We start from the raw sequence: 24,319 nt of genomic DNA on the forward strand, positions 1-24,319 counted from the left end.
CCCGCATCAAGCAAGCCATTTTATTTACAACAATGTAATACCAATTTCATTAAAGTAGTTAACTACTCTTCGTGAGTAATAGTAGGTAAGGCTCTACTTGGTACGACAGTAGAGATTGCATGTTTATAAACCATTTGACTGACGGTGTTTTTCAATAAAATGACAAATTGATCAAAGGACTCTATTTGCCCTTGTAATTTAATTCCGTTCACTAAATAAATTGCGACTGGGATTCGTTCTTTACGCAAGGTATTTAGGAAAGGATCCTGAAGTGATTGCCCTTTTGCCATTAGTGATTCCTTAAGTATTCTTTATTATTATATTCAAATATAAGTATAACCAAGGAATAGAAAAAAACCGACCGAAAACGTAAAATTTTGATCCGCACCTCCTTCTATCTTCTTGTAATTTAAATAACTAACGGTTTACACGAAATTTGAGCACTTATAATACTGATTTAATCTTTTCAAAATTATCAAGATCGGCACTTTCCAACCAATGAATATTTTGTTTCCAGCCCCTCAACCAAGTCATTTGTCGTTTAGCCAACTGCCGAGTTGCGACCACACCTCGAAAACGCATCTCTTCATAATCCATTTTACCTTCAATATATTCCCACATTTGACGGTAACCAACGCAGCGCATAGAGGGTAAATCTAAATGTAGATCACCACGTTCATATAAGTCTCTGACTTCTTGCTCAAAGCCGCCTGCTAACATCAAATCAAAACGGCGCTCTATACGCTCATGTAATACTGATTTTTCAGCAGGGGCGATTGCAAATTGTTGTACATCAAAAGGTATTGGGTCACTTTTCACCTCAGTCAGTTCGGTCATGCTTTTACCGGTAATACGATACACTTCAATAGCACGGGCTAATCGCTGCGGATCGTTTACATGGATACGTTGCGCAGAAACAGGATCTATTCGTTGCAGCTCTTCATGTAATGCTTGCCAACTACTTTCATTAACTTGCTTTTCTATCGCTGCACGAACTTCCGGGTCTGCACTAGGTAGAGGCGATAACCCCTCTACTAAAGCTTTGTAATAAAGCATAGTGCCACCGACTAATAGAGGTGTATTGCCTCTTTCAACAATCTCCCCCATTAAACGTAATGCATCATCGCGGAAGTTACCTGCTGAATAGCTTTCTAAAGGGTCGATAATATCAACCAACATGTGTGGCGCTAAAGCCTGCTCTTCTGCACTCGGTTTGGCTGTACCTATATCCATTTGCTTATAAATTAGAGCTGAATCCACACTAATAATTTCACAACGACATTGCTGAGCGAGTTTAATCGCTAAGTCTGTTTTGCCCGAGGCGGTTGGACCCATTAAAAAAATAGCTTTTGGAAAAGCACTAGGAGTGTCGGTCATTCTATTGAATACCCTGTAATAATAATGACAAATTAGGTTGTTTAAAGCAGCTTGGTAGTGCTTCTTCTGACAAACTGTTTAAAGCTTCAAGTGAAGAGTTTATCTCTGCAGCCGAGAAAGCTTTATCTGATTCTTGGACTTGTAATAAATGGCTAAGCTGATCACACAATTGCTTCACTTGTATCTCACTACTTTGATTTTCTACTTCGTTATCAACTTGATTAGATGACTCAAATAACTGCGGTAAAATAGTTGCAATCGGAGCGTGCCTAAAAGCGGCAGGTACTTGACTAACAATCACAAATTGCGATTGAAATTTATAGGTGAAACCCAAGCGACCTAGTAATGTACTAGCTTGCTCTGCTATCACCAACATTTCAGCATTCAATTTAAAGCGTACCGGAAGCAACAAAGGCTGCGAAATAACCTCACCGTCTTGCCAAGCATTAAATAATTGTGCAGACACTTTATTTTTATGTACTTTCGATAATGACATAATTAATAAGCCATTTGATGTTAATGCGCTTAATGATGCAGTAATAGGTTGAACCAGCAAGTGATCTTGGTCAATGGCGCTTACTAATTTGACCATAGCAGAGGTATTTTGAGAGTGTGTCACATCATTAGGTAATGCAATATTTTGCTGAAATGCTTCCGCCACAAAATCACAATAAGCCCCAACTTGTTGATGATCCAGTTGAGGACGTGCAGGCATCGCAGAATAACCACCAGAAGACTCACTACGACGAGAGCTCGCTTCACTATTAGAAGCTTGATTATAATCACCGGACTGCCCTTCAGATAACTGACTTGGCGGCTGATAAGCATGCTCAGCAACACGGGGTTGCGTGGTAGCTTGTTGCGCTTCAACGTCATGACTTAATAATGAGCTATCACTCAACGTTGAATTTAGGGTGCTACTAATAAAGTCATGCACCCAGCGAGCTTGATGGAATCTCACTTCGTGTTTAGCAGGGTGAACATTGACATCCACTTCTTTTGCATCACACTCAATGTAAATGATGTAACCAGGAAACATCCCTTGAGGAATATAGTGTGCGAACACTTGTTTAATAGCATGATTAACTAATTTATCGCGAATCATTCGACCATTAATATAACAATATTGCACATCAGCTAAAGGGCGAGGAGATAAGCGATCTGATACCCAGCCGGATATTTTCAATGCTTGGTCTGCATGCTCAAAAAACACCGCATGTTGAATGAATTGTTCACTACAAATAGCCGCAATACGTTTTTCCTGCTGCGCTTGTTCTGGCGCGGCTCTATATTGCCTTACTATTTTTTTATTGTGTTTGAGGGTAATGGCAATATCAAAGCGGCTTAATGCGATACGCTTAATCAACTCATCTATATGCTGAAATTCAGTTTTTTCTGTTTTTAGAAAACGACGACGTGCAGGTGTATTAAAAAACAAATCTAATACTTCTACGGTTGTTCCCTGGGGATGAGCAGCAGGCTGCACATTCACTTGCATATCCCGACCTTCAGCAATTGCTTGCCATGCTTGATCTTGTTCAGCTGGTTTAGAGGTAAAAGTTAAACGAGATACAGAACTAACACTAGCAAGCGCCTCTCCTCTAAACCCCAAACTAACAATCGCTTCTAAGTCATCAAGGTGACTTATTTTACTGGTGGCATGGCGGCTTAATGCAAGCGTCAACTCTTCTTTGCTGACACCTTTACCGTTATCTTTAATGCGAATGCACTTTGCGCCGCCCTGTTCAATCTCTATTTCAATACGGGTCGCGCCAGCATCTAAACTGTTTTCTACTAACTCTTTAACCACAGAAGCAGGACGCTCTACTACTTCACCAGCGGCAATTTGGTTAGCTAAACGTGCAGGTAATATCTGAATTGACATGATAATAAACTCGTTAAACTAGCTCACAGGAATTGTTAATACTTGACCAATGGATAAAGACTTACTGCGCAAATTATTTGCCGAAATAATCGCACTGGTCGTAGTACCATAACGTTGTGCAATCACTGATAATGATTCGCCACTACGTACTTTGTGTTGTGTTTTTGCACTAACTGTTGGAATTTTTAAGCGCTGGCCAATATTTAATGAATTTGAACGTAACCCATTAAACTGCTTTAACTGTTGTGTACTCACACCGTATCGACTTGCAATCACAGATAGAGACTGCCCTTTTTTCACGGTATGTGTTGATGGTCGAACTGGAGCACTATAATCAGCGCTTGGAATTTTCAGCACTTGCCCAACAAACAGACGTGTGGAGCTTAACTTATTATAAGCTTGAAACTGCTTAGCACTTCTATCATAACGTTGTGCAATCACTGACAATGATTCACCTCGTTTTACCTTATGCTTAGTTGGCACGACTTTTTTTGCTACCGCGGCTTGATAGTTTGAGCTACCAGTACCTGGTATTTTTATCTTTTGTCCTACACGTATGGAGGTCGACTTAAGGTTATTATAATTTTTTAAAGTCGAAGTACTAGTACCGTACTTCTCCGCAATAACAGATAAAAACTCTCCTTTTTTAACTACATGAAGGCGTTCAGGTTCTGATGGAGCTTTACCTGCCGGCACTTTTAACTTCTGCCCCACAAAAACATTGCTAGATTTTAAATTGTTTACTTGCTTAAGTTGAGTAGTGTTTGTCGCATACTTTTCAGCAATGACCGATAAAGAGTCACCTGATTTCACCGTATAAATCTGACTTTTTATTTGCGGTTTTATTTGCGGTGTAGGAGCTTTCGGAGCCACCTTTTTCTCCACAACACGTGTCTTTGTCGTTTCGGTATAAGCCCCAGGAATTTTAAGGCGTTGTCCAACGCGCAATGTCGTTGAGGTTAACTTATTGTAAGAAGTTAACTGTTTAATGCTTTTATTATATTTTTTCGCAATAGCTGAAAGATACTCACCACGAACAACGGTATGAACGACAGGTGTCTTAACCACTACTGTTTGTGTATTCGGTGCTATATTACCCGCACCAGGAATAGCAATTTTTTGCCCCACCGATAGTGTGGTATTTGATAAGTTATTATAAGCTACTAATTGCGTAGTAGTTTTACCGTATCTACTAGCAATTACTGATAAAGACTCACCTCGTTTAACTATATGTGTTGTCGCTTTTTGCACTGAAGTAACACGAGGTTCAGGTTCAACCACAACCTGATAATTCTCTGGAATACTTAATACTTGTCCAATCTTTAACGAACTAGATTTTAAATGATTAAAGCTTTTTAATTTCGCCGCACTAACACTATAACGCTTAGAAAGAATCGATAAAGACTCTCCGCTACGCACTGTATGTTTAGTTGCATGCTTTTTCTGAGCAAATAAAGTACCTTGAGGCGGTTTTAGACTAAAGTGTTTGTAGATACCTTTGAATACAGCATTTGCAATTTTACTTTGAAACTCTGCTTGATTTAATAAGCGCTCTTCAGTTGGGTTAGTAATAAAACCAGCCTCAACTAAAATTGAAGGGATATCTGGAGATTTAAGTACTGCCAGACTAGCATGCACAGGCTGTTTTTTATGCATGGTGGTAACTTTAGATAGCTCACTCGTTACCAAACTACCAATATTATAACCCACTCCCATCGTATTACCCATGGACATGTCTAATAACATTTTATTCAAAAATGGCACACTATCGGAGTCTTGGATTAAATCTCCGGCACCACCTAATAACTGAGATTGTGCTTCATTCTTTTCCATCCAACGACCTAACTCTGTAGTCGCTCGGCGGTTCGATAAAACCCAAACAGAAGCCCCTTTAGGACGACTAGAGGTAAAACCATCGGCATGAATAGAAACTAAGAAATCCGCTTTACCTTTACGCGCAATTTCAGAACGTTTGTTTAAATTAACGAAGTAATCGCCAGTTCTAATCAAAAATGATTGCATACCACGTTGTGCATCAATAGTATTTTTTAAGCGTTTAGCTATTTGCAATGTTACTTTCTTTTCGTAACTATATTTACCTAATGCACCAGGATCATCGCCACCATGACCTGCATCTATCGCAACAATGATATTACGGCCATTAGGTGTTGCCGCTATTTTAGTGGGTACCTTAGTAGCGATAGTTGGTAAATCAATAACTAAACGATGCCCATAAGGTTTGGCAGGCGGTAAACTGAAAATTCTTGCTTTACTTTCGGTGGTTAAATCAATCACTAACCTAAAGGTATTAGCCTTTGCCGTTTTACTTTCACGAATTCGCGTGATCAACTTACCTTTATTACTAATCGCATTTAAATTTGCTTTATTGCGTGTCCCAGTTAAATCAATGACTAAACGATCCGGTTTAGTCAGATAATGGGTTTCATATTGAGGTTTATTAGCGAGATCAAGTACAACCCTAGTGTTATCAGGAGAAGGCCAGGTACGCACACCTTTTAATTCGTTTTGTGCTGCAACGACACTTAAACTGATGCATTGCATTAATAAGAAAGCACAAAGTAAATTAATTTTACTAGAAAACAGAGGCTTTAATAACATTACTGGACTGTACTTATTCATCATAAATTCTTTAATACTCTTAAGCCATTATCGGTATTTGCTTGTAACGTAATTTCACGCTGCTCGCCAACATAAACGATGGTGAGATCTATATCTGGATTAGGCAAAAAGCCAACACCGCGTTCAGGCCATTCCACTAAACAATGGCTAGTTTCACCAAAGTAATCACGAATTCCCATAAATTCTAATTCTTCAGGATCTGATAAACGATAAAGGTCAAAATGATAAACTTGCCAATTAGCTAATTCATAAGGTTCGACCAATGTATAAGTTGGACTTTTAACATTACCTACATGCCCTACCCCCTGAATAAAGCCACGCGTTAAGGTTGTTTTACCAGCGCCAAGGTCACCATGTAGATAAATACACGTTGCAGCTTCACAAGCTTTACTTAAACGGTCACCAAATTGCACAGTTTGTTCAGCATCCAGTAACTTTTCTTTTAATAGATTCGACATTGAGATTTATTCATTCCGGTCATAAGTTGAGTATATTGACAGCTAAATTCTTTAAATAGCATGAAAAACAATCTGAAATTGCGCTATTGGCACAGATAATAACAGAAAGCGGATACTTCACACTAGTGCTAGCCTAGTGCACAGCATAAACAATCACTTCAGAAAGTAAATTAATTACCTGAAGCTAAATTAAGAGAAGCACTCATATTTAACTTCAATTATGGGTAAGTGAAGCGAGTCAAGACCACTATTTATATGGATTTCTGTGTTAAATTTTTCTCAATAACCCGAACCTGAACTGAGGTTATTTAGTAAGTTATGCTAAACTCGCCGCATAGAAAACAGGTAAAAATAGACTTCTCACAACGAAATGCGTAACAAATGACAAAAAATCAAACATCAGAGACATTACAAACAGCTTCTCAAACTCCCCTCGCATCGGCTGAACTAAATGCACTAGCCAAAAATATAAAAGAGTGGGGAAAAGCATTGGGATTTCAAGCTGTTGGTATCAGTGATGTTGATTTAAAAGATCAAGAAGCAAATTTACAAGCTTGGCTAGATAACCAATACCATGGCGAGATGGATTACATGGAAAGGCATGGCATGATGCGTGCTCGACCAGATGAGTTATTACCGGGCACATTACGTGTTATCTCCGTAAGAATGGATTACTTACCAGAAGACGCACAATTTGCGGCGAACTTAGAAGACAAAGATCTCGCTTATATAAGCCGCTATGCACTGGGTAGAGATTATCATAAAGTACTGCGTAAACGTTTAAAACAGTTAGGCGATAAGATTAAAAGTGAAGTTGGTGAGTTAGGTTTTCGTCCCTTTGTGGATAGTGCGCCAATTTTAGAACGTCCGTTAGCAGAAAAAGCAGGCTTAGGTTGGGTGGGTAAACATTCGCTATTATTAGATAAAGATTCTGGTTCTTGGTTTTTTCTTGGCGAACTATTAATTGACCTTGCTTTACCCGTTGATCAAGCACAGCAAAACCAGTGTGGACAATGTGTTGCTTGTATGAAAATTTGCCCTACACAAGCAATCGTAGCGCCTTATGTCGTAGATGGACGACGTTGTATCTCTTATTTAACGATTGAATTGCAAGGTGCTATCCCTAGCGAGTTCCGTAAAGCAATCGGTAACCGTATTTATGGTTGTGATGATTGCCAATTAATTTGTCCTTGGAATCGTTTTGCAGAAACGACGCAAGAATCAGACTACCAAGCCAAAGATTTTTTACAAAATCAATCACTACTCAGTTTATTCGCTTGGTCTGAAAGTACCTTTTTAAAAAATACGGAAGGCTCGCCAATACGTCGTATTGGTTATCAACGATGGTTGAGAAATATCGCCATTGCTCTAGGTAATGCACCAAGTAGTATTGACGTAATTACTAGTTTGCAAAATAAACTAACCGAAAGTGAAGATGAACTAATCAATGAGCACATTGAATGGGCACTAGCTGAACAACAACAAAAATTACCAATTAATATCGACAGATTAAATCAGCGTTTAATCAAGGCCGTTAAAAAAGGCTTACCGAGAGATGCTTGATTTCTGACCACTGCCAATAATAAAAAAGCCGCTACACAATTTAATGAATAACGGCTTTAATATTCACAACAAAGAGTGAAGACTTAACTCTTCACACTCTCTAATTGATCTAACGGCCAACGTGGTTTCGCTTTAATTTCTAAACCTTGTGTATGACCGGCTTTTAAACGTTGCATACCAGCATAAGCAATCATTGCACCATTATCAGTACAAAACTCACTGCGAGGATAGAATACTTTTCCACCTAGCTTTTGCATCGTTTCAGCTAGTTGTTCACGTAACGCTATATTGGCACTCACACCGCCAGCAACTACTAAACGTTTTAGCCCCGTCTGCTTTAAAGCACGTTTACATTTAATCGCGATAGTATCAATCACCGCTTCTTGGAAAGCATAGGCAATATCAGATTGTGTCTGTAAGTCATTACCTTCACGTGCAATAGTCACGGCGGCAGAAGTTTTTAAACCACTGAAGCTGAAATCTAAACCTGGTCTATCAGTCATAGGGCGAGGAAATTTAAAACGCCCTGCTACACCATTTTCAGCCATTTTAGCTAAGCGTGGGCCACCAGGATAATCTAATCCTAATAGCTTAGCTGTTTTATCAAAGGCTTCACCCGCAGCATCATCAATACTTTCACCAAGTAAAGTATATTCACCAATATCGTCTACCTGTACTAATAATGTGTGTCCGCCAGATACTAACAACGCAACAAAAGGAAAGTCAGGCTTGTCATCTTCTAGCATAGGCGCTAAAAGGTGCCCTTCCATGTGATGAACTGCAATTGCTGGTTTGTCCCAAGCAAACGCAATACTACGACCAATACATGAGCCCACTAATAATGCACCGACTAATCCTGGACCTGCTGTATAAGCAATCGCATCAATATCATCTTTAGTACAATTAGCTAAAGCTAACGCTTCTTTAATAAGAGGAATCGTTTTACGTACATGGTCACGTGACGCGAGTTCAGGAACAACACCACCGTAATCAGCGTGTAATTTCACCTGACTATATAATTGGTGCGATAACAAACCTTGCTGATCGTCATAAACAGCGATACCTGTTTCATCACATGACGTTTCAATGCCTAAAATTCGCATAGTAAACAACCTTATAACTAAAATAATCAGCTTTTCATTAACGCTAATTAAATAAAATAGAGAACAAAATAAAAAAAGTAACGCATTCTAACGGAAAATACAGCCAAGATGGATTTTTTTATCGAGCGTGATTATAAGCACGGATCTAAAGATCATTAAGATCTTTCTGCTTTTTTAATGAAAATTAATGCGGAATTTCTTTACATCATCCCCCAAATAGGATTAAAATTCGGCACCAATTTAAATGCACTGGTCAATTTACGACCGTAACCATAAAGGTAAGAGGCATATGCCAGTAATTAAACTTCGTGAAAACGAACCATTTGACGTAGCATTACGTCGTTTTAAACGTTCTTGTGAAAAAGCAGGTATCTTAGCAGAAACTCGTAAACGTGAATTCTTCGAGAAACCTACTACAGTTCGTAAACGTGCTAAAGCAGCAGCTGTTAAACGTCACCTGAAAAAACTTTCTCGTGATAACGCTCGTCGCGTACGTTTATACTAGAATAGATAAAGGTCTCCGATGTCTATAAAAACAAGATTACAAGAAGAGCAAAAGCTTGCAATGCGTGCAAAGGATAAAGTCCGTTTAAAGACTATCCGTTCATTAGTTGCAGCTGTTAAGCAAATTGAAATTGATGATAAAATTGAACTTGATGATGACGCTGTTACAACAGTTGTTGTGAAATCGGTTAAACAACGTAAAGAATCAATTACACAATTTGAAAAAGCGGACCGAGCTGATCTTGCTGATATAGAAAAAACGGAACTTGCTATTTTAGAGGAATTTTTACCTCAAGCACTAACTGCTGAAGAAGTAGATGCTCATATTAAACAAGCTATCGCATCTGTAGATGCACAAGGCATGCAAGATATGGGTAAAGTGATGGGTATACTCCAAAAAGAGATACAAGGTAGAGCAGATATGGCTTCAGTAAGCGGGCTTGTAAGAGCTAGCTTAAAATAGTCACTCTGTTTTCTTGATTAAAAAACCTCAGCTTATTTATAAGTCTGAGGTTTTTTTGTTTTAATGAAAGCAACTTTATCAGTTAATATTAATTATTAACTTTAAACACCCTGATATTTTGAAAAAAGTAGCATCTAACCTGAATTAAAAACACAATATCCGTGTCGTATTAAATACTGTGAGTATAGTACTCTCATTTCTCCATAGGACTCTTAAATGGCTGGCCGCATTCCAAAGAATTTCATTGACGACTTAATCTCTCGTACCGATATCGTTGATATAATTGATAGCCGTCTTAAATTGAAGAAAAAAGGTAAAAGCTACCGCGCACGCTGCCCTTTCCATAATGGTAATAATGATTCCACTTTCTCAGTCAGTCCAGACCAACAGTTTTACCACTGTTTTAACTGCGGTGTTAGTGGCAACGTAGTCTCCTTCTTAATGGACTATGACGGAATCGAATTTGTTGATGCTGTAGAAGTATTGGCAGAGCAATTATCCATTGAGGTACCGCGTGAGGAGTCTGGTAGTAATCAACCTGCTGCAACCTATGTCGATAGAAAAGACTTATATCAATTAATGGCTGATATTACACGCTTTTACCAACAACAGTTACGTACACATAAAAACAGCGAAAAAGTCATTAGCTACTTAAAAAGTAGAGGCTTATCTGGTGCAACAGCTAAACACTTCCAAATCGGTTATGCGCCAGATGGTTGGGATGAAGTGCGTAAAAAATTTGCCATCAATAAACAAACAGAACAACAACTTATTGATGCAGGTATGCTTATTAGCAAAGATAATGGAGGCAGTTACGATCGCTTCAGAGATCGCTTAATGTTTCCTATCTTAGATAGGCGTGGACGCGTGATTGGCTTTGGTGGCCGTGTGTTTGACGATACAACACCAAAATATTTAAACTCACCTGAAACACCTATTTTCCATAAAGGGAAAGAACTATACGGCCTGTATCAAGCTAAACAACATAGCAAAGAGATACAACGTATTTTAGTAGTCGAAGGTTATATGGATGTCGTCGCTCTAGGGCAATTTGATATTCATTACGCCGTTGCTTCCTTAGGTACGGCAACCACGCCCGACCACATACAGCTACTATTTAGACAAACCAGTGAAGTTATTTGTTGTTTTGATGGCGATAAAGCAGGTAGAACGGCAGCATGGCGAGCACTTGAAAATGCACTACCTGCGATTCAAGATGGTCGAACAGTACGCTTTATGTTTCTACCGGATGGTGAAGATCCAGATAGTTTAGTACAAAAAGAAGGTAAAGATTTCTTTGAAAAATTAGTCGATCAAGCAATGCCTCTTTCCGACTTTTTATTCCAACAATTATTAACACAAGTTGACATGACCAGTGCCGATAGCAAATCAAAACTTGCACAATTGGCAATTCCGTTATTAACTAAGTTACCTGACTCGGTATTCAGACAAATGATGGAAACTCGTTTAATTAGCTTATTAGGTATTGAAAAAGAAGGTTTACAAAAGTTATTACCCGCGGCACAAAAAGTAGAAAAGAAATCGACTTCGCAAAAAATAACGCCAATGAGATTAGCTATTTCGTTATTGCTTCAGCATCCTCAAATGGCTTATCAGTTAGCTGAAATACCAGAATTTAAAGAGATACAAATACCCGGATTAACTCTTTTAAACACACTACTTGAAATTTGTAGAGACACGCCCCATCTCTCTACAGGACTGTTATTAGAACATTGGCGTGGTCAGCCCGAAGAAAAACAATTAATTACTCTAGCAACTTGGAAAAACCAAGTTGATGAAGACACATACGAAGAAGTGTTCTTCGATATCTTAGATAACTTTTTATCTTTGCACCTTACGCAACGTATTGAATTTTTAAAACAAAAATCAAGACAAGGCGAAGTTTTAACAACCGAGGAGACAGTGCAGTTGGCACAACTTCTCAAAGAACAAAAACAACATTAATGGGATTGGCATAAAATTCAATTTAGGCGTATAATCGAGCGCTTAGATTTTTTCCCATTTACACCACATTTTACGACTAATTTTTTGGATGGTACCTATGGCCCAAACACCTCAATCGCAGCTTAAAGAGCTGATCATTAAAGGTAAAGAAAACGGTTTCTTAACCTTCGCAGAAGTGAATGATCACCTGCCGCAAGATATCGTTGAGTCAGAGCAAATTGAAGATATCATTCAAATGATCAACGACATGGGTATTCGCGTTGTTGAAACTGCTCCTGATGCTGATGACCTAATTTTATCTGGTACAGATAATGATGAACCAGATGAAGACGCTGTAGAAGCTGCTGCGCAAGTATTAGCAACAGTAGAGTCTGAAATTGGCCGTACTACTGACCCAGTTCGTATGTATATGCGTGAAATGGGTACAGTTGAACTACTTACGCGTGAAGGCGAAATTGTTATCGCTAAGCGTATCGAAGAAGGCATTAAAGAAGTACAGAACTCTGTTTCTGAGTACCCTGCCACTATTCGCAACTTATTAGATAACTACGATAGCTACGAAGCTGAAGAGATGAAACTAACTGATTTAATCAGTGGTTTTATTGACCCTAACGATGATATGACACAGGCCGTAAGTGCAACTAACATCGGTTCTGAATTGTCTGAATCTGATTTAGCTGATGACGACGTAGATGATGTAGATGACGAGGAAGAAGAGGAAGGTCCTAAAGGCCCATGTCCTGAAGAAGCAGCAGAAAAATTTGCTGAATTACGTCGTTTAAATAATATTGTTGAAAAGTCTATCACTAAAAACGGTCGTAAACATCCTGAGACTTTAGCAGCGATTAACGAACAAGCTGAATACTTCCAACAATTTAAGCTAATTCCAAAACAATTTGACCGTATGGTGAAATTGATTCGCGGTAATATGAATGCAGCACGTGTTCAAGAACGTTTAATCTTAAAAATCTGTGTTGAACAGTGCAAAATGCCAAAAGCTGAATTCATTAAACTATTCAAAGGCAATGAAACTAGCAATGCATGGTTAGAAGAAGTACTAAACGGTGATCAAGGTTATGTTGCAGGTATTAAAGATGCTGAAGAAGATCTAGAACGTTGTATTCGTAAAATGTTAGCGATCGAAATTGAAAGCACATTAAGCATTACCAACCTAAAAGAAATCTCTCGTGCAATGAGCATTGGTGAGACTAAAGCTCGTCGTGCTAAAAAAGAGATGGTAGAAGCGAACTTACGTCTTGTTATCTCGATTGCTAAGAAATACACCAACCGTGGTTTACAGTTCTTAGATTTAATCCAAGAAGGTAACATCGGTCTAATGAAAGCCGTTGATAAATTTGAATACCGTCGTGGTTACAAATTCTCAACTTATGCAACATGGTGGATCCGCCAAGCAATTACTCGTTCAATTGCAGACCAAGCGCGTACTATCCGTATTCCTGTACACATGATTGAAACGATTAATAAACTTAACCGTATCTCTCGTCAAATGCTACAAGAAATGGGTCGTGAACCACAGCCTGAAGAGCTAGCAGAACGCATGATGATGCCTGAAGATAAAATTCGTAAGGTATTAAAAATTGCTAAAGAGCCAATCTCAATGGAAACGCCAATCGGTGATGATGAAGATTCGCACTTAGGTGACTTCATTGAAGATACGACAATCGCATTACCAGTTGATAGCGCAACAAGTGAAAGCCTTAAGAATGCAACAAATGATGTATTAGAAGGTTTAACCGCTCGTGAAGCGAAAGTACTACGTATGCGTTTCGGTATCGATATGAATACTGACCATACATTAGAAGAAGTAGGTAAGCAGTTTGATGTAACACGTGAGCGTATTCGTCAAATCGAAGCGAAAGCTCTTCGTAAACTACGTCACCCAAGCCGTAGTGAGCAACTACGTAGCTTCTTAGACGAGTAGTTGAAGCTTACTTAAAGATTTAAAAAATCCTACTTCGGTGGGATTTTTTATATCTGAAACATAATAATCTACTAATAATACCAATCACACTAATTAACTGATCTATTTCACTTGTTAAAACAACTTATTTCTTCGTTGTAATTTTCGCAAATAGAACAACTATTTAACTTAAATTACGCCTTGAACTCAGTCATTTTTCCGGCGTAAAATTTAGATCACTTATTTAATGTAATTGATATAATAAATAGCTGTGTTGACTCGCTTTATTATCCAGTATTGAAGTTATTTAAGAATGCTAAGCTAATTACGATGATTAAATAAGCAATCAAACTGAATAAACTAGACAGCGAAATAAGTAGCTTATATAATCAGCGCACAAATTAAGGCCCTTTAGCTCAGTTGGTTAGAGCATACGACTCATAATCGTCAGGTCCCCCGTTCGAGTCGGGGAAGGGCCACCATATACAGAAGGCTAGTAAACATAATGTTTACTAGCCTTTTTTATTGGTGCTGTATTTTAGAGAGTAATTCTAATACCAATCACACTAATTAACTGATCTATTTTACTTGTTAAAACAACTTATTTCTTCGTTGTAATTTTCGCAAATAGAACAACTATTTAACTTAAATTACGCCTTGAACTCAGTCATTTTCCCGGCGTAAAATTTAGATCACTTATTTAATGTAATTGGTATAACGACTTATTTATAACATTTCCAAAGCTCAATTCTACAATGACTTCGCCAATAATGGCCCTGATAATGTAAAGATAAATTAACGACTGCTCTTGGTACTTTGATTTATATTTATAAAGAAATGATGATGTTGAGGCTAGAGGTATTAATGCAGCAAAGCGTTAGCTACAAATATTAACTTGTTTGGCTAACGCTTCTTTAACTAGGGATGCTTAGCTTTCCTTTGGAGGCTCATTGCAATCTATAACAGTACGATTTCGACCTGTTTCTTTAGCTTTATAAAGAGCATCATCGGCTCTATGTAACCAATCTTTAAACTCTTCATCATGTCTCATAGTCGCCATACCAATACTAAATGTGACTTGCTCTACTGTATCAAACTGTAAATTAGCAATATTCTCACGTATCTCATCCATATGCCTAAAAGCGGATGAAGCAGTAGCTTCCCATAATAAAATAACGAATTCCTCACCACCCCAACGACATATCAGATCTTCCACACGCATATTATTGGTCAACTCATTAGCAAAGCGACATAGCACTTCATCACCAACATTATGTCCATAGGTATCATTAATTCGTTTAAAGTGGTCAATATCTAATATCGCAAGTGCGACAGATGATTTATGTCTTCTTGCTCTGGCGAGTTCTTTATCCAGCAAACGGCTAAATGCGCGACGGTTATATAAATGAGTTAATGGATCCTTAGAGACCAACTCTTCAAGTTGATCATTCTGCTCACTAAGTAACGAATTTTTAGTGGCAATTTCTTGTGTACGTTGATTTACCATTTTTTCTAAATGCATAGTATGAGTACGTATTTTTCTGAAACTACTATCAAATGCTTTAGATAACTGCCCTATTTCATCTTTGGAATCAATACCGTGAAAATAGTCACTATTACTATTCACTACGGACTTAACCTCTTGAGTTAACTTAACAATAGGTTTTGTTACTTTATTCGCTAATTGACTAACAAATACTAGGAATACAATCATTAATAGCACAGCAATAATGATTACATTATATAAGATTTCATAAATCCCTTCGAAAATTTCAGACTCTTTAGTGGTGACATAAAGCACCCAACCAGGCAGATATTTAATACTTGAATAGGTCACTATTTTGGACTCATCTAATATCAAATCCGAATAACGGCCATAGCCATTATCTTTTAACTTAGCCTGTTTAACGACTTCATTGAATCCCGGATAATCAGGGTTCTCTTCAGTAGTGGCCCTATTTTTCATAATAAATGAAGAATTTGGGTGAGAAACTAATAATCCTTCCGAGTCAGCTAACCAAGCATAACTCCCTTGCCCTAATTTAATTGAAGCTAATTTTTTAGGTAAAATATCAATAGGTACAGCGGCAGCTATTGTCCCACTCCATTGCTTTTTATTGTCACGAATGGGAACTGATACAATAATTACAGGCTTATTTTCGAAGCTACTATTGATAGGGTTACTTATATTAAATTCTTTATCATCCCAATCATTGCCTTCCAACAAAGATGGATGAACTGCTTTCATTCGATTGTAATTTGCATCTGTAAGGTTTAATGCTTGGTCGATGTAAATAGCGTTAACAAAGTTATCTCCACCAGCCTTGATTAACCTTTGTAGTAATCGGTGAATAGTTTCTTGATCATTATGTACAGGTTTAAAGTCACCACTCAACACTTTTAGCATGGCAATATATTGACCAAACTCTTGGCTTAATTTCGTCGCATGCATTTGCGATATTTTAGTAGAAGTTGTTAACTCTAACTCTAACATCCTATCTTTTTCATTAACGTAAACTGTTAATAAAAGTAATGATGTAAATGCGATAATAACAATAGAGTAAATGGTAATTATCTGGGCTTTAATACTATGAAACATAATGACCTTAAAACTTAATGGGTAACGGATACTTAATATCAGATTTAAATAGAGATTTATTAGTTATTTATCGGCTTTATAAAGAAATACTTAAATATAAATAACAACTTTGGGATAATTTACCCCCTGATACAAGAGATATTACATAAAACATACAAATAAGCTTATTAAAAATAATTTTTATTTTTAAATGATCAACTTTTGAAACAAAAAATAATATTAATCACTTAATATTATTGAGTTTTAATATTACTAAGTCGGTCGACACGACTTATTTCTAATCAACTTAAAAACTATCAAACCAAACGACCTTAATTTTAATCAATCTCAGCTAGCAAAATATAACATTTACTTTAAGCTAGCAATGTACTTTATTAATAGACTCAATAGGACAAGATATGAGCGATTTAACGCCACAACGTATTAAAGAAATTTTAAAATTTGATGCTCAACAACGCTTTCAATATTTATGTAAAGAGATTAAAAAGCAACAAGAGGTTTGGTTATTAGTTGATGAGCATGGTTGTGTGATGCTAAATACAGAAGATGAAGATTGTGTTCCAGTGTGGCCTAATAAAGTCTTTGCTGAAGACTGGGCGACAGACGAATGGTCACACTGCACAGCACAAGCTTTCGATTTAACTACTTGGTTTTCTCGCTGGACACCAGGGTTAGCAGAAGATGAACTCTCTATCGTGATTTTTCCAGATAAAGACTTAAATGGCATTATTTTATTCCCTGAGGAGTTTGAACAAGAACTTAACACTAGCCCACAGAAAAAACGCTATTAAACAATAGCTAGCTAACAAGATCTTATATGTCCATTTTTTACACCAGAAATAAAACATATTGGCGCGATAAAATACTATTTATTGTCGCGCTATTATCACCATCATATTTATTAGCTCACCCTCATGCGTGGGTTGACACTAATACTTACATTGAAAGCGATGAAACACATATCAAGTCACTACACATGACTTGGTCATTTGATGCTGATACTTCGGCTTATATGCTGCAAGGTGAAGATATTAGCCCAGAACATCTTCAAGCTACCCTGCAAAAGCTAGCCGGCGGAGTGATAGGCAATCTATATAATGAACATTATTTCACTTATCTATACGACGGTAATACGCCAGTAAAATATAAAAGTGCGATCTACCCACAAATGCTAATAGATAAAGATAAGATAGTGCTCAGTTTTGAACTTCCCTTGTCTTCACCTATTGCTTTTGCAGGAAAAAACCTCAGACTTTATATTTACGACCAAACCTATTTTGTTGATATGTCTTGGTTAAATAAAGGCGATGTACAAATATCCGAGCAACTTATGTCGTCTTGTAAAGGTGAAATAATTGAGCCTAAAGTATCCGATGCACAAAGAGCTTATACCTTAGCATTAGCGGCAGATGTTACGCCTGATAACACACTGGGAAGGTACTTCTCGCAACAATATAAACTCAATTGCCAATAGGTTTATGGGCATTGTAAATGAGTATGTAGCTAGAGTGCTCTGAATATAAATCTCACTATCAATAATGTTAAGGAATATGCCATGCTGTCCATTTTCGATATCTATAAAATCGGTATAGGTCCTTCTAGCTCACATACCAGTGGGCCAATGTTAGCGGCTTATTTATTTGCAACTTCGCATCAGCATCAGGCAAAACTAATCACTTCGATCACAGTTCAACTTTATGGATCTTTATCTCTTACAGGTAGAGGCCATCATACTGACAGGGCTATTATATTAGGATTGAGTGGCTATAAACCTGACACAATTAAAACATCAACTGTAAATGCTCTTTTGCAGCAAGTGTCCGAATTTAAAAAATTAAATTTTTTAAATGATTACTCTATTACCTTTGATCCAGCAGTGCATATTGAGTTTCATAAAACCAGCCTCCCCTTACACGAAAATGGACTGCGCTTCCTTGCTTATCAAGGAAAACAGTTAATTGGCTCTGAAACCTATTATTCTACTGGTGGTGGATTCATTAGTACTGAACAAGAATTATTAACCCCAATTGCAAACACTACACATCAAGTACCTTTTCCATTTGATTCAGCTAAGGATTTATTAGCCCAAGCGGATAAAAATGGATTAAGCATAGGCAGCTTAGTATTAAAAAACGAGCTCACCTTTACTGACCAACAAACACTAGATGCAACAACAGACAAAATCTGGAAAGTGATTAGCCTCTGTTTACAGCGAGGGTTAACCACTGAAGGTATTTTAGAAGGCGGCTTACAAGTAGTAAGGCGAGCACCTGCACTGTTAAAAACCTTACAAGCAAACGAAAGTACGGATAATGATCCAATGAGTGTTCTAGATTGGGTTAATTTATATGCTTTTGCAGTGAGTGAAGAAAATGCAGCAGGGGGACAGGTGGTAACTTCTCCAACTAATGGCGCTGCTGGTGTTATTCCTGCTGTGTTGATGTATTACCATAAATATCTACGCAACATTGATACTACGCAACTAAAAGACTTTTTAGCCGTATCAGCAGCTATTGGTATGTTATATAAACGTAATGCATCCATTTCAGGGGCAGAGGTTGGTTGCCAAGGTGAAATAGGAGTTTCTTCATCAATGGCGGCAGCAGGATTAACTGCAATCCAAGGCGGTAGCAATGAACAGGTATGTATTGCTGCAGAAATAGCAATGGAACATTCATTAGGTATGACCTGTGACCCGATAGGAGGTTTAGTGCAAATACCTTGTATCGAACGAAATGCAATGGGAGCAATGAAAGCAATTAATGCATCAAGAATGGCTTTAAAACGTAATAGTAAATCCCTTATCTCACTAGATAAAGTCATCGCTACTATGTATCAAACAGGTAAAGATATGAATAAAAAATATCGTGAGACATCACAGGGAGGCTTAGCGGTGATCCACATGGCACCGCCCTGTGAATAGAAAAGTGCAATCTCCTTTTATAGATAAAGGAGATTGCGAACAAGTCATTATGGGTTAATCTTTAATAGCTCAACATCAAAAATCAATAATGAACCAGCAGGAATTTTACCAGCACTACGGTTGCCGTAAGCAAGACGACTTGGGATAAAGAAACGAAACTTATCGCCTTCTACCATTAATTGTACACCTTCAGTCCAACCAGGAATCACTTGATTTAAACCAAAAGAGATTGGCTCACCTCTATCTACCGAGCTGTCAAACACAGTGCCATCAATTAATGTACCATGATAATGTACCTTAACTTTACTCTTTGCAGTTGGGTGCTCTGTCCCTTCACCTTTTTCTAATATTAAATACTGTAAACCAGAATCAGTACTGATAACCCCTTCTTTAGTCGCATTTTCAGCTAAAAAACCTTGTCCTTTTTTAATATTTTCTGGTGCAGCTTTACTTGAACCCATTGATTGAAAAACAAAAAATGCCACGATTACTATCGCAATAATTAAAATAAACTTAAACATGATAAACCCTGTTTGATTGATTAAGGCACAGAGGGTACTAAATTTTATAAAGGAGTTTAAGAACAATTTCTCTACAGGTATTAAAAAAGCGAGAAGTTGTTAAATTCCTCGTTTTTTAGTAACACTCAATAGTTTATTTAAACTTATGTATTGTGCTTCAACTTTTCTTCACTTAAACGTAGCTCTTCATTTAATAAAGCTTCAACATGACCGGGAGAATGAGTACTACCTGAAATCAATCGATACATAGCAGGTATTACAAATAACGTCACTATAGTCGCGAATGCCATCCCAAAGAAAACCACCGTCCCAACAGAAATACGACTCTCAGAGCCCGCTCCCACAGATAAAATTAACGGTATCGAACCAGCTAATGTGGTAAAGGCAGTCATTAAAATAGGACGAAGTCGACGAGCAGCAGCATCTATTATGGCATTGTCTAAGCTTGCTCCACGATCTCGTAATTGGTTAGCAAACTCTACAATTAAAATACCATTTTTAGTTACCATACCAATCAACATAATCATGCCAATTTGACTATAAATATTCAGCCCTTGGTTCATTAATACCATACCAATGAAACCACCCAAAACGCCCATAGGTACAGTAAACATAACCACTAATGGATTGATAAAGCTTTCGAACTGAGCTGCTAGTACTAGGTAAGCCACCAGTAACGCTAAACCAAAGACAATTAATACACTACTGCTATTTTCGCGATATTCCTGTGACTCACCAGTATATGAAACAGTAATATCACTTGGGAATAATTCGATCGCTTTAGCATCCAAATAATCTAACACTTCACCTAATGATTTCCCTTCAGCTGCACTGCCGCCCAAAGTAATAGATTTTTGTTTATTGAAATGTGATAAGCGGCTAGCAGAGGCGACTTCTTCAATATTTGCTAAAGTATCTAACGTCACTAACTCACCACCTTTAGTACGCATATAGATTTGGCTTAAATCACTCACATTATTAAAGCTATTTTCATCACCACGTAAATACACGTCATACTCTTCACCGCGCTCTACATAAGTGGTATCACTCTTGCCGCCAAGCATCACTTCTAAAGTCTCAGATATTTCATCTAAGCTAACGCCCAACTCTGCGGCACGCTCTTTATCTAAAGAAACCAATAATTCTGGTGTTTTTTCAGAGTAATCTAAATCACTACCAACCACCATTCCATCGGCTTCAGCCTGTTGTCTTAGCAATTCAGCGTACTTGCTTAACTCACTATAATCAGAGCCGCCTAATACAAACTCAACTTGGTCGCTAGATCCTCCACGAAACCCTGGCAATAAAGGTCTTACTCGGATATCAGGTAAGTCTCCCAAGGTTCGCTTAACTAAGCCAAGCGCTTGATTAGCAGACACGGAGCGTTCATTCCAATCCTCAAGCACCATGATGACAAAGCCTGTTTGGTCTCCGGCATTACCGCCGAAAGCTGGGGCTTGTGTACTAAATGATCTAATAACGCCTTGACCTAATAAAGGTAACAAACGCTCTTGGATTAAATCCATATTCTCGGACATTCGATTAAAACTAGTACCTTCGGCCCCTTTTACAAAGGCAAAGATAACCCCTCTATCTTCCTTAGGAGCAAGCTGTGAAGGTACTTGTTGCATTAAAAAGTAACTACCAGCAATACAAGCAAGAATAACCAAAGGAGCAGCTAAACGGAGTTTAATAGCATAAACTAGCCCACCACGGTAGACGCCTTCTAAACGAGAAAATTGTTTATCTATCCATCGATTAAAGCGATTTTGTTGCTGATGTTCTTTGAGCATTTTACTGGCTAACACAGGCGTTAAGGTCAATGCGACAAATGAGGAAAAGATAACAGACATCGCCAATAACACTGAAAACTCAGTGAATAATAGTCCAACCATGCCATCCATAAATGAAATAGGTAAAAACACCATGACTAACACTAACGTTGTTGCGACAACTGCAAAACCAACCTCTCGTGTGCCTTTATATGCAGCCATCAAAGGTTTTTCGCCCTGCTCAATATGATGGAATATATTCTCCACCACCACAATCGCATCATCTACCACTAGCCCTATCGATAAAATTAAAGCCATTAAAGTGATCAAGTTGATCGAGAATCCAAAGTAGTACGCAGCAATAAAAGCAGAAATCAGGGAAACAGGAACAGTAATAGCAGGAATAATCGTTGCTCGAGCTTGGCCAATGAAAATATACAACACCAATATTACCAAACCGCCAGTGATTAATAGGGTGTTATAAACCTCATCAATGGAGCGCTCAATAAATACAGTAGAGTCATAATTTAATTCTAGCTCAGTATTTTCGGGTAGAAATTGTTGGATTTTATCAACTTCCGAACGAACGGCAGCAGCAACATCTAGCGGATTTGCATCGGTTTGAGTGACAATCCCTAAACTAAGGTTAACAATACCATTGTTTTTAAACGCAGAATTTTCATTCTCAGCCCCGACATTCACTTCTGCCACATCTTTTAAGTAAATGGGAGTACCATCATTAGCGCGACGTACAACTAAATAATCAAAGTCTTCTGCTTGAGCATATAATCGGGCCGTACGAACTGACATAACCGTAGTATCATTACGTACCTCACCACCAGGACTTTCGACATTTTCAGCCTCTAATGCTGAAAGAATATCATCCACTGTCACAGAGCGCCCTGCCATTAAATCAGGCAATAATTTAACGTACATAACCTTATATAAGCCGCCTGTCACATTAACAGAGCTAACTCCACTAATTAGACTAAATCGATCATTTAAAGCACGTTCAGCATAATCAGTTAACTGCGTTCGATCCATGGTTGAAGATCGAAGGTTAATATACAAGGAGGGTTCACCAGATCCGTCATCTTTTGAAACGATAGGCTCATCAGCTTCATCAGGTAACGCGCCTTCTGCTTTAGCCACAGCATCACGAATATCACTGACGCCTTCAGTAAGATTCCAGCCAATATCAAAGGTAACAGTAATACGTGACATTCCATTACGAGTAACAGATTCAACTTCATCAATACCACTAATCCCGGTTACCTGATCTTCAATAACAGAAGTAACCTGACTTTCCATGATAGTAGCACTCGCCCCTTCATAACGAGTAGTAATTGATACTACCGGGCTTTCTACATCAGGCATTTCTCGAACAGCTAACTTTTCAAAAGAAACTATCCCAAAAACACAGAGTAATAGGCTCAATACAATGGCCATTACCGGTCGTTTTACTGATACATCGGATAACCACATTATTTATTATCCTTTTGTCGAGTGTTAACATTGACCGTCGTTTCGCCATCTTGCTTTACTGTACTTAAATCTTTAATAGTTAATCCATCACGCATATTAACCAGACCTTGAACAACAATACGCTCTCCAATCTCTAAACCTGATGCAATAACAGCTTGGTCTTTAATACGAGGGCCCAATACCACTTCTCGGCGAGTCACCTTATTATCGTCACCCACGACATAAACAAAACGTTTAGTACCTGAATACTCTAAAGATTGCACCGCAATAATCGGTTCATTAATGGCATTGAACACTAAGTTTGCCGACATCAACATGCCAGGTTTTAAAAGCTCGTCTTGATTATCAAAAAGCAAACGAACACGTAAATTTAATGTGTCTGGGTTAATACGTGAATCGATAGCCACGACTTTACCTGTAAACGAGCGCTCGCCCCAAGCTCGTGTTTTAGCAGAAACATCCATACCCACTTGTATTTTAGACAGGTAACGTTCAGGAACAGGTAAATCGAGGGTCATTTCAGACAGATTATCAAGTGTTAAAAGCGACTCACTGATAGCCACCATTTTACCTTCACTAAAATCTAGTAAACCTATAGTGCCATCAAAAGGAGCTGTAATACTGTGGTTACCGATAAATACTTGTGCTGCAATTAATCGCGCTTTACCAATAGCGACGACAGAAGCCTGACTATCCAACTCAGTTTGAGTGATTGCTTGTTTGCCAATAAGGCGTTGATAATCTTTTAAGGTGCGTTGTTCATTGGCTAGATAAGCCTTTGCTTCGGCGAGTAGTGCATTGGCGCCAGCACTATCTAATTTAATAAGTAACTGCCCTTTTTTTACTTTTTGGTTGGCTTTAACTGCTATCTCAGTCACTTTAGCTGCAACTTCTGGCTCAATACTGACATATTGTTTTGCTTGCAACTTACCAATTAAAGAAAGAGATTCAGATACCTCATAAGCGCCCACTTCCTCACTATAAATTGGCACTGCCTGTGTAGGAGAGGCAGCCATAGCAAAGCTGCTAAATAGACTCAGTAAAAAACTTATCAAGATAAAAACTGGGTTATATTTTTTCATTTTGTTTCTTCTATTTAAAGTGGGATTAATGCAAAGGACTGATCACATTTATATTTAA

The 24,319-nt window shown here is 38.0% G+C and carries 17 protein-coding genes, 1 tRNA gene and 2 pseudogenes; 9 read left to right on the forward strand and 11 right to left on the reverse strand.

Going from position 1 to position 24,319, the window contains the following annotated elements; translation table 11 throughout:
• Positions 1–62: 62 nt before the first annotated feature.
• The 6 genes and pseudogenes from hfq to tsaE form a co-directional block, all read right to left on the reverse strand.
• Positions 63–290 carry an RNA chaperone Hfq gene (gene hfq, locus V5290_RS05620; protein ID WP_333382724.1) on the reverse strand — a complete coding sequence of 76 codons (228 nt, stop codon included), beginning with the start codon at positions 288–290 and terminating at the stop codon, positions 63–65.
• 154 nt (positions 291–444) lie between these two features.
• On the reverse strand, positions 445–1,377 hold the full coding sequence (gene miaA / locus V5290_RS05625) for a tRNA (adenosine(37)-N6)-dimethylallyltransferase MiaA (protein WP_333382726.1): 933 nt from the start codon (positions 1,375–1,377) through the stop codon (positions 445–447).
• A gap of 1 nt (position 1,378) precedes the next feature.
• A complete protein-coding gene (gene mutL / locus V5290_RS05630) occupies positions 1,379–3,262 on the reverse strand; it encodes a DNA mismatch repair endonuclease MutL (RefSeq protein ID WP_333382728.1) in 1,884 nt (627 codons plus the stop codon).
• Positions 3,263–3,280: 18 nt separating this feature from the next.
• Positions 3,281–3,418: pseudogene (locus V5290_RS05635) on the reverse strand (LysM peptidoglycan-binding domain-containing protein); the annotation flags it as partial.
• A gap of 1,134 nt (positions 3,419–4,552) precedes the next feature.
• Positions 4,553–5,824, reverse strand: a pseudogene (locus V5290_RS05645) (N-acetylmuramoyl-L-alanine amidase); the annotation flags it as partial.
• A 77-nt stretch (positions 5,825–5,901) separates the two neighbouring features.
• Positions 5,902–6,360, reverse strand: a complete 459-nt coding sequence (tsaE, locus tag V5290_RS05650) for a tRNA (adenosine(37)-N6)-threonylcarbamoyltransferase complex ATPase subunit type 1 TsaE (RefSeq protein WP_333382730.1) — start codon at positions 6,358–6,360, stop codon at positions 5,902–5,904.
• A gap of 381 nt (positions 6,361–6,741) precedes the next feature.
• Here tsaE and queG point away from each other — a divergent pair, with 381 nt between their 5' ends.
• Positions 6,742–7,923 carry a tRNA epoxyqueuosine(34) reductase QueG gene (gene queG, locus V5290_RS05655; RefSeq protein WP_333382732.1) on the forward strand — a complete coding sequence of 394 codons (1,182 nt, stop codon included), beginning with the start codon at positions 6,742–6,744 and terminating at the stop codon, positions 7,921–7,923.
• Positions 7,924–8,006: 83 nt separating this feature from the next.
• Here the strand turns inward: queG and tsaD are convergent, their stop codons facing one another.
• Complete coding sequence (gene tsaD / locus V5290_RS05660; protein WP_333382734.1) at positions 8,007–9,026, reverse strand: tRNA (adenosine(37)-N6)-threonylcarbamoyltransferase complex transferase subunit TsaD; 1,020 nt, start codon at positions 9,024–9,026, stop codon at positions 8,007–8,009.
• Positions 9,027–9,315: 289 nt separating this feature from the next.
• Between tsaD and rpsU the strand changes: the two genes are divergently transcribed.
• The 5 genes from rpsU to V5290_RS05685 all read left to right on the forward strand — a co-directional run bounded on the left by rpsU (position 9,316) and on the right by V5290_RS05685 (position 14,361).
• On the forward strand, positions 9,316–9,531 hold the full coding sequence (rpsU, locus tag V5290_RS05665) for a 30S ribosomal protein S21 (RefSeq protein ID WP_025563760.1): 216 nt from the start codon (positions 9,316–9,318) through the stop codon (positions 9,529–9,531).
• A gap of 18 nt (positions 9,532–9,549) precedes the next feature.
• Positions 9,550–9,993, forward strand: coding sequence for a GatB/YqeY domain-containing protein (locus tag V5290_RS05670; RefSeq protein WP_333382737.1), 444 nt, complete (start codon positions 9,550–9,552; stop codon positions 9,991–9,993).
• A gap of 216 nt (positions 9,994–10,209) precedes the next feature.
• Positions 10,210–11,958: a DNA primase gene (gene dnaG / locus V5290_RS05675; protein ID WP_333382739.1), complete on the forward strand. Its 1,749-nt coding sequence runs from the start codon at positions 10,210–10,212 to the stop codon at positions 11,956–11,958.
• 97 nt (positions 11,959–12,055) lie between these two features.
• On the forward strand, positions 12,056–13,900 hold the full coding sequence (gene rpoD, locus V5290_RS05680) for an RNA polymerase sigma factor RpoD (RefSeq protein WP_333382741.1): 1,845 nt from the start codon (positions 12,056–12,058) through the stop codon (positions 13,898–13,900).
• 384 nt (positions 13,901–14,284) lie between these two features.
• Positions 14,285–14,361 (forward strand) — tRNA-Ile (locus V5290_RS05685).
• 446 nt (positions 14,362–14,807) lie between these two features.
• Here the strand turns inward: V5290_RS05685 and V5290_RS05690 are convergent.
• Positions 14,808–16,478, reverse strand: coding sequence for a diguanylate cyclase (locus tag V5290_RS05690; protein ID WP_333382743.1), 1,671 nt, complete (start codon positions 16,476–16,478; stop codon positions 14,808–14,810).
• 398 nt (positions 16,479–16,876) lie between these two features.
• Here V5290_RS05690 and V5290_RS05695 point away from each other — a divergent pair, with 398 nt between their 5' ends.
• The 3 genes from V5290_RS05695 to V5290_RS05705 all read left to right on the forward strand — a co-directional run bounded on the left by V5290_RS05695 (position 16,877) and on the right by V5290_RS05705 (position 19,401).
• Positions 16,877–17,269 carry a DUF2750 domain-containing protein gene (locus V5290_RS05695; RefSeq protein ID WP_333382745.1) on the forward strand — a complete coding sequence of 131 codons (393 nt, stop codon included), beginning with the start codon at positions 16,877–16,879 and terminating at the stop codon, positions 17,267–17,269.
• A 26-nt stretch (positions 17,270–17,295) separates the two neighbouring features.
• Entirely contained in the window at positions 17,296–17,952 is a 657-nt protein-coding gene (locus tag V5290_RS05700) for a DUF1007 family protein (protein WP_333382747.1), read from the forward strand.
• 81 nt (positions 17,953–18,033) lie between these two features.
• Positions 18,034–19,401, forward strand: coding sequence for an L-serine ammonia-lyase (locus V5290_RS05705; protein WP_333382749.1), 1,368 nt, complete (start codon positions 18,034–18,036; stop codon positions 19,399–19,401).
• A 47-nt stretch (positions 19,402–19,448) separates the two neighbouring features.
• Here V5290_RS05705 and V5290_RS05710 read toward each other — a convergent pair whose 3' ends face one another.
• From V5290_RS05710 to V5290_RS05720, 3 genes are all read right to left on the reverse strand, one after another.
• The gene (locus V5290_RS05710; RefSeq protein WP_416351601.1) at positions 19,449–19,862 is read right to left on the reverse strand and encodes an FKBP-type peptidyl-prolyl cis-trans isomerase; all 414 of its coding nucleotides are present in this window, start codon (positions 19,860–19,862) and stop codon (positions 19,449–19,451) included.
• Between the two features lie 203 nt (positions 19,863–20,065).
• On the reverse strand, positions 20,066–23,179 hold the full coding sequence (locus V5290_RS05715) for a multidrug efflux RND transporter permease subunit (RefSeq protein ID WP_333382753.1): 3,114 nt from the start codon (positions 23,177–23,179) through the stop codon (positions 20,066–20,068).
• Positions 23,179–24,195 carry an efflux RND transporter periplasmic adaptor subunit gene (locus tag V5290_RS05720; RefSeq protein WP_333382754.1) on the reverse strand — a complete coding sequence of 339 codons (1,017 nt, stop codon included), beginning with the start codon at positions 24,193–24,195 and terminating at the stop codon, positions 23,179–23,181. The genes V5290_RS05715 and V5290_RS05720 overlap by 1 nt, the downstream gene beginning before the upstream one ends.
• Positions 24,196–24,319 lie beyond the last annotated feature (124 nt).

Source organism: Psychromonas arctica, assembly GCF_036697365.1.
In the GTDB taxonomy this organism is placed as follows: domain Bacteria; phylum Pseudomonadota; class Gammaproteobacteria; order Enterobacterales; family Psychromonadaceae; genus Psychromonas; species Psychromonas arctica_A.